Source organism: Citrobacter sp. Cpo040 (assembly GCF_030332915.1).
Classification (GTDB): Bacteria; Pseudomonadota; Gammaproteobacteria; order Enterobacterales; family Enterobacteriaceae; genus Citrobacter; species Citrobacter portucalensis.
Window position 1 is genome coordinate 39,287 of sequence record NZ_JAOWGX010000004.1, and the last position, 9,538, is coordinate 48,824.

At 53.3% G+C, this 9,538-nt stretch carries 10 protein-coding genes and 1 pseudogene; 6 read left to right on the forward strand and 5 right to left on the reverse strand.

What is annotated here, in order from left to right; translation table 11 throughout:
• Positions 1-4: 4 nt before the first annotated feature.
• The 3 genes from phnP (at position 5) to OGX86_RS00205 (ending at position 1,377) form a co-directional block, all read left to right on the forward strand.
• A complete protein-coding gene (phnP, locus tag OGX86_RS00195) occupies positions 5-763 on the forward strand; it encodes a phosphonate metabolism protein PhnP (RefSeq protein WP_048227466.1) in 759 nt (252 codons plus the stop codon).
• 78 nt (positions 764-841) lie between these two features.
• The gene (locus OGX86_RS00200) at positions 842-1,093 is read left to right on the forward strand and encodes a type II toxin-antitoxin system Phd/YefM family antitoxin (RefSeq protein WP_006688247.1); all 252 of its coding nucleotides are present in this window, start codon (positions 842-844) and stop codon (positions 1,091-1,093) included.
• Positions 1,090-1,377: a type II toxin-antitoxin system RelE family toxin gene (locus OGX86_RS00205; protein ID WP_048227467.1), complete on the forward strand. Its 288-nt coding sequence runs from the start codon at positions 1,090-1,092 to the stop codon at positions 1,375-1,377. The genes OGX86_RS00200 and OGX86_RS00205 overlap by 4 nt, the downstream gene beginning before the upstream one ends.
• Here OGX86_RS00205 and yjdP read toward each other — a convergent pair.
• Together yjdP and OGX86_RS00215 are read right to left on the reverse strand one after the other, a co-directional pair.
• The gene (gene yjdP / locus OGX86_RS00210) at positions 1,374-1,703 is read right to left on the reverse strand and encodes a DDRRRQL repeat protein YjdP (RefSeq protein ID WP_003031807.1); all 330 of its coding nucleotides are present in this window, start codon (positions 1,701-1,703) and stop codon (positions 1,374-1,376) included. The genes OGX86_RS00205 and yjdP overlap by 4 nt on opposite strands.
• A gap of 69 nt (positions 1,704-1,772) precedes the next feature.
• Complete coding sequence (locus OGX86_RS00215) at positions 1,773-4,037, reverse strand: hybrid sensor histidine kinase/response regulator (protein ID WP_286638987.1); 2,265 nt, start codon at positions 4,035-4,037, stop codon at positions 1,773-1,775.
• Positions 4,038-4,151: 114 nt separating this feature from the next.
• Here OGX86_RS00215 and OGX86_RS00220 point away from each other — a divergent pair, with 114 nt between their 5' ends.
• From OGX86_RS00220 to OGX86_RS00230, 3 genes are all read left to right on the forward strand, one after another.
• Entirely contained in the window at positions 4,152-5,675 is a 1,524-nt protein-coding gene (locus tag OGX86_RS00220) for a sugar ABC transporter ATP-binding protein (RefSeq protein ID WP_003844755.1), read from the forward strand.
• Positions 5,668-6,663, forward strand: a complete 996-nt coding sequence (locus tag OGX86_RS00225) for an ABC transporter permease subunit (RefSeq protein ID WP_136392402.1) — start codon at positions 5,668-5,670, stop codon at positions 6,661-6,663. Before OGX86_RS00220 ends, OGX86_RS00225 begins: the two co-directional genes overlap by 8 nt.
• An 88-nt stretch (positions 6,664-6,751) precedes the next feature.
• Positions 6,752-7,693, forward strand: coding sequence for an ABC transporter substrate-binding protein (locus OGX86_RS00230; protein WP_003826688.1), 942 nt, complete (start codon positions 6,752-6,754; stop codon positions 7,691-7,693).
• Between the two features lie 73 nt (positions 7,694-7,766).
• On the opposite strand, the gene OGX86_RS00235 is transcribed toward OGX86_RS00230, so the two are convergent.
• The 3 genes and pseudogenes from OGX86_RS00235 to OGX86_RS22760 all read right to left on the reverse strand — a co-directional run.
• The gene (locus tag OGX86_RS00235) at positions 7,767-9,173 is read right to left on the reverse strand and encodes a KPHS_23130 family T6SS system protein (RefSeq protein ID WP_286638991.1); all 1,407 of its coding nucleotides are present in this window, start codon (positions 9,171-9,173) and stop codon (positions 7,767-7,769) included.
• Entirely contained in the window at positions 9,170-9,430 is a 261-nt protein-coding gene (locus tag OGX86_RS00240; protein ID WP_286638993.1) for a PAAR domain-containing protein, read from the reverse strand. The genes OGX86_RS00235 and OGX86_RS00240 overlap by 4 nt, the downstream gene beginning before the upstream one ends.
• A gap of 1 nt (position 9,431) precedes the next feature.
• Positions 9,432-9,538 (reverse strand): annotated as a pseudogene (locus tag OGX86_RS22760) (T6SS immunity protein Tli3 family protein); the annotation flags it as partial.

Below are 9,538 nucleotides of genomic sequence, written 5' to 3' on the forward strand. Positions count from 1 at the left end.
AGCCATGAGTCTGACCATTACGCTGACGGGAACGGGCGGCGCGCAGCTGGTGCCGACATATGGCTGCGACTGTGCGGCCTGCCAACGAGCACGCTTACAGGCGCAATACCGTCGACGCCCTTGTAGCGGGGTGGTCAAGTTCAATAATACGGTGACGCTGCTGGACGCAGGGCTCCCACATCTGATGGACGACTGGCCGGCGGGCAGCTTCCAGCAGTTTCTACTGACCCACTATCATATGGATCATGTGCAAGGGCTGTTTCCGTTGCGCTGGGGTGTGGGGGCGACTATCCCGGTGTACGGTCCGTCGGATGAACAGGGTTGCGACGATCTGTTTAAGCATCCCGGCATCCTCGATTTTAGCCATACCGTGGCACCGTTCGTGGTGTTCGACCTGCAAGGATTGCAGGTAACACCGCTACCGCTCAACCATTCAAAGCTGACGTTTGGTTATCTGCTGGAGACCGCACATAGCCGCGTGGCGTGGCTCTCCGATACCGCCGTACTTCCCGACAAGACGTTGAAGTTTCTCCACAATAACCAGCCTCAGGTGATTATCATCGACTGCAGCCATGCCCCGCGCGCCGAGCCACCGCGCAATCATTGTGATTTAAACACCGTTATCGCCTTAAACGAAGTTATCCGCTGCCCACGGGTGATCCTGACGCATATCAGCCATCAGTTTGACCTGTGGATGATGGAACATCCGCTACCAGTAGGGATTGAGGCAGGATATGACGGAATGGAGATTGTGCTGGAGTAATTTCCCGGACAATAAGACTTGTTAACAGGTCTCTTAAATCCTATATTAAGACCAGTTAAATGGTCTTTAGGAGAGGTTATGCCGCATATCATTTTAAGCGATACCACCGCGAGTGTGAGTGAGCTAAAAAAGAACCCGATGGCGACTGTTAGCGCAGGAGATGGGTTTCCGGTCGCAATTCTGAACCGTAACCAGCCCGCTTTTTATTGCGTGCCAGCAGAGCTTTACGAAAAAATGCTCGATGCGCTGGACGATCAACAGCTGGTTAAATTAGTCCATGAACGTAGCCAACAACCCCTGGTGGATGTGGATCTGGACAGCTACTTATGAGTTATACGGTAAAGTTCAGGGAAGATGCGCTGAAAGAATGGCAAAAACTTGATAAAGCCATTCAGCAGCAATTTGCCAAAAAACTAAAGAAATGCTGTGAAAATCCGCATATTCCTTCAGCAAAGCTCAGGGGAATAAAAGATTGCTACAAAATCAAACTACGAACATCAGGGTTTCGTCTTGTTTATCAAGTCATTGACGACACCCTGGTCATCGTGGTCGTTGCCGTCGGTAAACGCGAGCGTAGTGAAGTCTATAATCTTGCCAGCGAAAGATTTCGCTAACGATCGTAATCTTCTTCCATTCTGCGCTCTTCGTCTTCTAACTGACGCCGTTCTTGATCGAGCTGGCGCTGGCGGTCATCCAGTTGGCGACGTCGATCTTCAAACTGGCGGCGGCGATTGTCATATTGCCTGCGCCGGTCGTCACTCATCTGGCGCTGCCAGCTTTCATCACGGGAGTCATCATAATCCCGCCCGTTGTCCGGTTTGTATGCGTCGTTAATCGCCTGCTGAATATTACCAATGGCGTCATCGATAATATCCGCCTGTGCCGATACGGTGGTCAGCATTAGCAAACTAAAAAGAAGGAATGTCGCGGAGCGTTGCATAAAACCAGCCTCATCAAGAAACTCGCCCCACGGTAATCAAAGCGTATTTGCGCGGGTAGCGGAGGAATCTCAATTACGCGAATGCCGCAGCGCCTGCGCCAGCTCTCCCCGAGTAAAAGGCTTACGCAATAGCGCCACATCCGGCAACGCTGGGTTATGCGCCGGACGTAAATCCTGACCGCTAATCAGCAGGATGGACAACTGCGGATAATGTGCCAGCGCATGATTCACCACATCCACGCCGCTCAACCCTCCTGGTAGCATTAAGTCGCTGATTAAAATATCAATCTCGGATGAAGCCGCCAGCATATGCATCGCCTGTTCGCCGTTGGCGGCCTCTAACGTCAGGTAGCCCAGCAGGTGTAACTGCTCGCACAACGTCTGGCGTACATCGGCTTCATCTTCAAGCACCAACACCAGTTTTTCACCGCTGTTCGCCGCATGTACCGCCACCGGTTCTGCCTGAGCCTGCACCGGCACAACGGCGCGAGGCAGTTGTAGCCTGACCGTCGTTCCCTGCCCGGGAGCGCTTTCAATCTCCACCCGACCTCCGGACTGGCGCACAAAACCGTAAACCATCGACAGCCCCAGTCCGCTGCCGCTACCGGTCTGTTTGGTGGTGAAAAACGGCTCGAAGACCTGGGCTTTCACCTCCTGTGACATCCCGCTCCCCTGGTCGGCAACCTCCAGCATCACCATATCCTGCTTGCGCCCATCGCTGCGCGTGACCCGCTGATTCCAGGTACGGATTTTAATCGTGCCCGCCTGCCCGTCCATGGCGTCACGGGCGTTCATCACCAGATTGATAATAGCGTTTTCCAGTTGGCTGACGTCAATCCACGCGGGCCAGGCGGGAGACTGAGCTTCAATCTCCAGCGTCAACATGGCCGGAAGAGAGTGGCGCATCAGTTCGCCCAGATTTTCCAGCAGCGTTTTCAGCTCCACCGCATGAGGGTGCAACGACTGTTTGCGCGAAAAGGCCAGCAGTCGCTGGGTAAGCAACGCCCCACGCTCGGCGGCTTTTAGCGCCCGATTGACCCGTGGCGCATCGGGCGACTCCGGATTCACCAGATCCAGACTGCCAATAATAACCGCCAGCAGGTTATTGAAATCATGTGCTAATCCACCCGTCAGTTGCCCCACCGCCTTCAGCTTTTGGCTGTGCAACAGCGCTTCTTCCAGCCCCTGACGTTCGGTGCGATCGATTTCCATCTGGCTGGTTTTTTCTTTTAGCAGTCGGGTTGTGTGCTCCAGCGACGCGGTGTTACGGGCAAAGACGCTAAAAGCGCGGGCCAGCTCGCCCAGCTCATCGCGACGCTGCAGGGCCGGGACGCAGACGTCTGATTCACCGTGCGCCAGCCGGGTCATCGCCCGTGAAATGGCCGTCAGGTTGGAACCGAGATTACGGTAGATATACCACCCGGCAAAACCGGTGATCACCACCGCCAGCAGCGCAAACACTAAAATAAACAACGCGCCGGATTGCAGTTCCTGATGGCTTTGCGCCACCCGCTGCTCTGAGATCAGCGCCACCTGCGAGGCATACTGATTGATATCGCTGTTGAGGATCGCCACCAGCGCTTTGATATGAAACATATACCAGTTGATGGCCAAATCGCTCTGCTCCAGCGCGGAAGAGAGCGGCTCCAGCTTATGCAGCTCCTGGTTGAAGTCGTTGAGGATACCGCTAATCAGCGGACTAGCATGCCGCAAGGGAAGCGCAGGCATCACCGCATCCAGTTGTTTCACCACCGAACGCGGCGTGGGCGTGTCGATGGCGGCAACAATTAAGCGGTCCATCTGCCCCAGCAGCGCATCATCCTGCGCGCCGGTCAACTTTTGCAGATGACGTAAATAGCTTTGATTTTGATACAGCGAACTGAGCAACGCGTTACGCTCCAGGTGTCGCCGCTGCCCGCGCTGCAACATCCCTTCTACGCTTCTTTGTAGTTCATTACTGCGCTGGATAATACGCTCGACCAGCACCGGCTCTTGCTGTGCCAGCGGCGCGGTAGCCAGTTGTTCCAGCGACTGCTTCAGCGCCCTTTGCGTCTCCTGCAGCCGCTCCGCTTCCCCTTTGTATTCCAGCGCCCCGACCACCTGCGACAACCGCACCGCCGCTGTCGCCACATTCGCCGTATCCCGCGCCAGGTTCATGCTGCCGGTCATGTCGTCAACGGTTTGCTGCTGCACCTGCTCCTGAATCTGACTGGCATGCTGAAAACCCAGCACCGCCACGCCGCTCACCATCAGCGTGACAGCCACCACCAGCAGATTGAAGAACAGCAATCGTCCGCGCGCACTGGCGAAAAAGTGACGTCCCGGTTGCGGCATATCACGCTCCGTGAAGAAAAATCGCAATATGACAAATATGAACGGCTTCTGACATTTTGCATTTACATTCCTGTGATGGACTGCTGATATCGGCCACCCCACAGGAGATCCGCCATGAGCAGGACACCGGTTCTGGAGATGCGCAACATTGCTAAAGCGTTTGGCAAATTTTACGCACTGAAAGGGGTCGATTTAACGGTCTGGCCGGGCGAGATTCATGCCCTGATGGGCGAGAATGGCGCGGGGAAGAGCACCCTGATGAAGATCCTCGCGGGCGCCTATACCGCCACCAGCGGTGAGATCCTGATTGACGGTCAGCCATTCCATATTCGCGGTCCTAAAGATGCGCTTAGCGCAGGCATCACGCTGATTTATCAGGAGATGCAGCTCGCGCCGAACCTGACGGTAGCGGAAAATATCTTTCTTGGCAGCGAGCTGTCGCGCGGCGGGCTGGTCCAGCGTAAAGAGATGGTCATGCAGTCGCAGAAAGTCATCGACCGACTCGGCGCCCAGTTTAAGGCTAGCGACCGTGTGATGACGTTGACCATCGCCGAACAGCAGCAGGTGGAAATTGCCCGCGCCCTGCACCGTAACAGCCGCATTCTGGTAATGGATGAACCCACCGCCGCCCTCTCCTCACGTGAAACCCACCGCCTGTTTGAACTGATCATGCGCCTGCGCGATGAGGGGATGGCGATTATCTACATCAGCCATCGCATGGCGGAAGTGTACGAACTTTCGGACCGCGTCAGCGTCCTGCGTGACGGGCAATATGTTGGCAGCCTGACCCGCGACAAGCTCAACGCCTCGGAGCTGGTACGCATGATGGTGGGCCGTCCGTTGAGCGATCTGTTCAACAAAGAGCGCGACATTCCCTTAGGTAAAGCACGCCTCAATGTTCATCACCTGACCGACGGCCATAAAGTCCAGCCGTGCAGCTTGCTGGTGCGCTCCGGGGAGATCGTCGGCCTGGCCGGGTTAGTCGGTGCCGGGCGTTCTGAACTGGCTCAGCTTATTTTTGGCGTGCGTAAAGCCATCGGCGGCATGATTGAAGTAGACGGTGAACCGGTAGTGATCCACTCCCCCCGCGAGGCGATTGACCACGGCATTGGCTTTCTGACGGAAAACCGCAAAGAACAGGGATTATTTTTAGAGCTGGCAGCGGCAGAAAACATCACCATGGCAACGCTGGAGCGTGACGCCAACTGGGGCATGCTTGATCGCAAAAAGGCGCAGGCTATTTCCGATGACGCCATCAAGCTGCTCAACATCCGCGTTCCGCACGCACAGGTACGCGCGGGTGGGCTGTCCGGCGGAAATCAGCAAAAACTGCTGATTTCACGCTGGGTCGCGATCGGCCCACGTATTTTGATCCTCGATGAACCCACGCGCGGCGTGGACGTCGGTGCCAAAAGCGAGATCTACCGGATCATGAACGATATGGCGCGCAAAGGCGTAGCGATCCTGATGATCTCCAGCGAACTGCCGGAAGTCGTCGGTATGAGCGATCGCGTGTACGTCATGCGGGAAGGCAGCATTGCCGGCGAGCTGAACGGACAAAGTATTACCCAGGAAAATATTATGACGCTGGCAACCGGCGTGAACGACTCCCACCATCAGGCGGTGCCCCATGAATAATCCAACCACTCCCCAGCAGGTGGCGAAGTCCGCCTCCGCAAAAAAAATGCTGATGAGCGATCTGATGCAAACGGTCGGTATCTTACCGATTCTCATCCTGATTGTGGCGGTATTTGGCTTTATCGCGCCTAACTTTTTTACCGAAAGCAACCTGCTGAATATTACCCGTCAGGCCTCAATCAACATCGTGCTGGCGGCGGGCATGACCTTCATCATTTTGACCGGCGGGATTGATCTCTCGGTTGGCTCGATTCTCGGCACCACCGCCGTTGCGGCGATGGTCGTTTCTCTTATTCCTGAGTTTGCCATGCTGTCGATTCCGGCGGCGCTGATGCTCGGCCTGATGCTGGGGCTGTTTAACGGTGCGCTGGTGGCTTTTGCCGGGCTGCCGCCGTTTATCGTCACGCTTGGAACCTATACCGCTCTGCGCGGCGCAGCCTATCTGTTGGCCGATGGCACCACGGTGATTAACTCCAACATCAGCTTTGAGTGGATCGGTAACAACTATCTCGGCCCGGTTCCGTGGCTGGTGGTCATTGCGCTGGCGGTGGTGGTGGTGTGCTGGTTCATTCTGCGCCGCACCACGCTCGGCGTTCATATCTACGCGGTCGGCGGCAATATGCAGGCCGCACGTTTAACCGGGATCAAAGTGTGGCTGGTGCTGCTGTTCGTCTACGGCATGAGCGGTTTGCTCTCAGGTCTTGGCGGGGTGATGAGCGCCTCGCGGCTGTATAGCGCCAACGGCAACTTAGGTATGGGTTACGAGCTGGACGCCATCGCGGCGGTGATCCTCGGCGGCACCAGCTTTGTTGGCGGGATCGGCACTATCACCGGCACGCTGGTGGGGGCGTTGATAATCGCCACGCTCAATAACGGCATGACGCTGATGGGCGTCTCCTATTTCTGGCAACTGGTGATCAAAGGGGCGGTGATCATCATAGCGGTGCTGATCGACAAATACCGTACCCGACACCATCAAAGTGCATAGACAAGCTTACTGGCCTAATCATTCGTAGGCCTGATAAGCGCAGCGCCATCAGGCGTATAACAACAATACCCTACGTGAGGAAACGAGTATGCGTTTGAAGCCATTAGTAACCGCGCTCTGTGCTGGCGCCCTGCTTGCTGCAGCTCCGTTTGTGCAGGCAAAAGAACTGAAATCGATCGGCGTTACGGTGGGCGATCTGGCCAACCCGTTCTTCGTGCAGATCACCAAAGGCGCGGAGCTGGAAGCACGCAAGCTGGCAGGTGATAGCGTTAAAGTAACGCTGGTTTCCAGCGGTTACGATTTGGGGCAACAGGTGTCGCAGATCGACAACTTTATTGCCGCAAAAGTCGACATGATTATCCTTAACGCCGCCGACTCCAAAGGCATCGGCCCGGCGGTAAAACGCGCGAAAGACGCCGGGATCGTGGTGGTTGCCGTTGACGTGGCGGCGGAAGGCGCAGACGCGACCATTACCTCCGATAACACCCAGGCAGGTGAAATGGCCTGTAAATACATTACCGACCGCCTGAAAGGCAAAGGCAACGTCGTCATCATCAACGGGCCGCCGGTTTCCGCCGTCCAGAACCGCGTGGAAGGCTGCCAGACTGAGTTCAAACGCCACCCGGACATCAAGGTGCTGTCGCATAACCAAAACGCCAAAGGCAGTCGCGAAGGCGGGCTGGAGATCATGACCGCGTTGCTGGCGGCGAATCCGAAGATCGACGGCGTATTCGCCATTAACGATCCGACGGCGATCGGTGCCGATCTGGCGGCAAAACAGGCGCAGCGTAGCGAATTCTTTATTGTCGGCGTAGATGGATCCCCGGACGGTGAAGAAGCGCTTAAGCGCGAAAACTCACTATTTGTGGCGACTCCGGCACAAGATCCGCAGGTGATGGCTGCCAAAGCGGTCGAAATCGGCTATGACATATTGCAGGGGAAACCCGCTCCGAAAGAACCCGTGCTGATCCCGGTGACGATGATCGATAAAAACAACGTCGGCAGTTATAAGGGTTGGACGGTTAAATAAATCCTGAACCGACTAATGCTCTCCTGTCACAAAGAGAGTCAAAGAAGCAAGAGCGCCCGTCAGGGCGCTTACCTCATAAAAACTGAGAGTAATAAATATCCATTTCCTCCTCTATATTATGACTCAGCATAAAAGAAAAAATCATAACCGCCGTATAAATAACCGGAATACCAATAACTAAAGGTGTAAACGTATACCAGGGGTGACTTTGGAACAGTTCCAGTGGTACGAGACTTACAAATCCCATACACCATAAAATAATTGCGCACAATTTTATGACTCTCCAATAATCATGGAAATCCAGCTTATCAAGTGCCGGACAAGATCCTGGATATTTAGCAGCTATTATGCCGGATTGAATAGTATCTGCGGATGTACTGGCGAATAACTGATGGCCTTGACCATATTTTGCAGCATCCGCAGCCAACGCTAATACAACCCAGCGCTGAACCTCTGTGCTTCGCCCAGTGACGGCCTCCAGTTCATATCGACTATCGGCCAAAATGCTCGTTTTTGCGTTTTCTATCCCACTAAACAATACGAATTTTGACTGCTTATCCAGTGAGTTGAACCATAGTTTTTTAATTTTACTAACATCAACTTGCTGTGCAGAAAGATATGTACTTACGATTTCATCAAGATAGTAAGGGGTACTGTCCATCATGCGTAATAAATATAAAGGTGTGTCTTTATCTTTAAGCAGTTGTGTATTGGTAAAAATAAAGGCGTTAGCACTTTCAAAAAAATCAGCATTATTTTCATCATGCAATTCAACGGTAATAATCAGGTTATTTTCAGAGATATTTAAATCAACCCAGTCATTTATTAAAAAATAATCAGGACATTTGTGAAGAATATTAATTTTTCCGACCTTATCGTTGGGGATGCTCAGACTTGCCAGCACCGCCTTGAAACTATTGCCGATAGTGTCATCCGCTCCCTTAACGTACAGCCAGGTAGTAAAAGGCCGATAATCCCTGACAAGAGAACATTTGAGGGGCTCTATCAACTGCCTTAGTACTTTATCCACTCTGGTGTCATCCATTGAGTCAACTTCAATATCAATGCGTAACGGCGTTGCAGAACCTGCTGGCGCTTCACCCTCTAGTTTCTGAATTTTTAATGCCAGTTCAGGCACCGGGAGAATGGATGAATAGTCTAAAAGAGGCAATGCCCGTATTGCCCAGTTTTTCCACTGGTTCATACCATACTTCTCAAGATAACCCGCATAGTAACATGGAAAAGATATAACACCGTAAGTGATTACCACCACACACCAGATTGCTAACACTATTAGCGACGGGATACCTATTGCATTCCATATCAGAGCATCAGGAACTTTCTTGTCCTGCAACCAGCTGAATATATTGTACGTTATAAAAAACAGAAAGATAGCACAGCTAATGATCAGCATAATATTAAGCGGGAATTTTTCTGGTTCTTCATAGGGATTCTTGCTTGGTATCTTCCATTTCCTCATTTGCTTGTCCCCGCCGTTGGCAGTGTGGTTTTAATTGCACAACCACATGCGGCCCTACAGCCATCCACAACGACGCCTTTGCCGTCCATTGTCCAGGTTGGCTCAAAATCAAGTATTGGGAAGGTACCTTTGTGCAGAATACAAACCACAGTATCCCCCTGTAAAGCGACAGGAACTCCCATAAACTTGCTACCAGAAGCTTTATTGACATATCCGCCATTTTCCAGCGGATCGTTTAGCCTGATTACACCTTTCATATTATTTCCCTGCATCCATATCGCAGTGCATCCGGGTCCAGCCCTTATAGCCCACCACCTCCGGTTCTTTGTCCGGCAGGTTTTGATAGTTAGCCTTATAACCTTCCG

What these genes read in the sequence shown, in the direction of transcription:
- OGX86_RS00220 (WP_003844755.1), top strand. Translation starts at nt 4,152, where the DNA reads ATGAGCAGGACACCGGTTCTGGAGATGCGCAACATTGCTAAAGCGTTT.
- yjdP (WP_003031807.1), bottom strand. Translation starts at nt 1,703, where the DNA reads ATGCAACGCTCCGCGACATTCCTTCTTTTTAGTTTGCTAATGCTGACC.
- OGX86_RS00200 (WP_006688247.1), top strand. Translation starts at nt 842, where the DNA reads ATGCCGCATATCATTTTAAGCGATACCACCGCGAGTGTGAGTGAGCTA.
- OGX86_RS00215 (WP_286638987.1), bottom strand. Translation starts at nt 4,037, where the DNA reads ATGCCGCAACCGGGACGTCACTTTTTCGCCAGTGCGCGCGGACGATTG.
- OGX86_RS00205 (WP_048227467.1), top strand. Translation starts at nt 1,090, where the DNA reads ATGAGTTATACGGTAAAGTTCAGGGAAGATGCGCTGAAAGAATGGCAA.
- OGX86_RS00225 (WP_136392402.1), top strand. Translation starts at nt 5,668, where the DNA reads ATGAATAATCCAACCACTCCCCAGCAGGTGGCGAAGTCCGCCTCCGCA.
- OGX86_RS00230 (WP_003826688.1), top strand. Translation starts at nt 6,752, where the DNA reads ATGCGTTTGAAGCCATTAGTAACCGCGCTCTGTGCTGGCGCCCTGCTT.
- OGX86_RS00235 (WP_286638991.1), bottom strand. Translation starts at nt 9,173, where the DNA reads ATGAGGAAATGGAAGATACCAAGCAAGAATCCCTATGAAGAACCAGAA.
- phnP (WP_048227466.1), top strand. Translation starts at nt 5, where the DNA reads ATGAGTCTGACCATTACGCTGACGGGAACGGGCGGCGCGCAGCTGGTG.
- OGX86_RS00240 (WP_286638993.1), bottom strand. Translation starts at nt 9,430, where the DNA reads ATGAAAGGTGTAATCAGGCTAAACGATCCGCTGGAAAATGGCGGATAT.